Here is a 544-nt window from a genome sequence, read left to right as displayed (position 1 = left end):
TCCACCGCCCGGTACACATTCTCGCCGCCGTTACGCTCGATCTCCCTCGAAATCACCGAGTGATGCCTGCCGAGCGCCTTCGCGATGAACCGCGCCGAACGATTCTTGCCCAACTCGCGGGAAATAACCTCCCGCTCCTCGATCAGTGGAGTCCACGGACGTGGTGTACGGATTGTGATCGTCTAGCGACTCGCCGGAGTGGCGGTCCGTGACGTGAAGCGACCACCGCGTGATCCTTTTCGAGAACAGGCAAGAACTCGAGGAGGAGGAAACGCGATGGCCGTGCGTCCGACTGTGACCGATGCCGAGGGGTTCGGCAAGGAGCTGGTGGCGGCGAGTCCGGATCTGTTGGGCTCGATGGTGAAGGCGTTCGCGGAGGCGTTGATGGGCGCCGAGGCGGACGGTGTCTGTGGCGCGGAGTACGGGGAGATATCACCGGATCGGACGAATCGTCGGAATGGCTACCGGATGCGGGAGTGGGACACCCGGGCGGGAACGATTGATCTGGCGATTCCGAAGCTGCGGTCCGGGTCGTACTTCCCGG

The 544-nt window shown here is 63.4% G+C and carries 2 protein-coding genes; one reads left to right on the top strand and one right to left on the bottom strand.

Translation table 11 applies throughout. The features are described from left to right. Nucleotides 1–143, bottom strand: a 143-nt coding sequence (locus NBZ85_RS31685) for a helix-turn-helix domain-containing protein (protein ID WP_261563488.1), incomplete at its 3' end; no start/stop codon positions are given. 133 nt (nt 144–276) lie between these two features. Between NBZ85_RS31685 and NBZ85_RS31680 the strand changes: the two genes are divergently transcribed. Further along, nucleotides 277–544, top strand: a 268-nt coding sequence (locus NBZ85_RS31680) for a transposase (RefSeq protein ID WP_261563487.1), incomplete at its 3' end; no start/stop codon positions are given.

Source organism: Frankia tisae (assembly GCF_025403405.1).
GTDB lineage: Bacteria > Actinomycetota > Actinomycetes > Frankiales > Frankiaceae > Frankia > Frankia tisai.
This window is presented reverse-complemented; position numbering and strand designations above follow the sequence as displayed.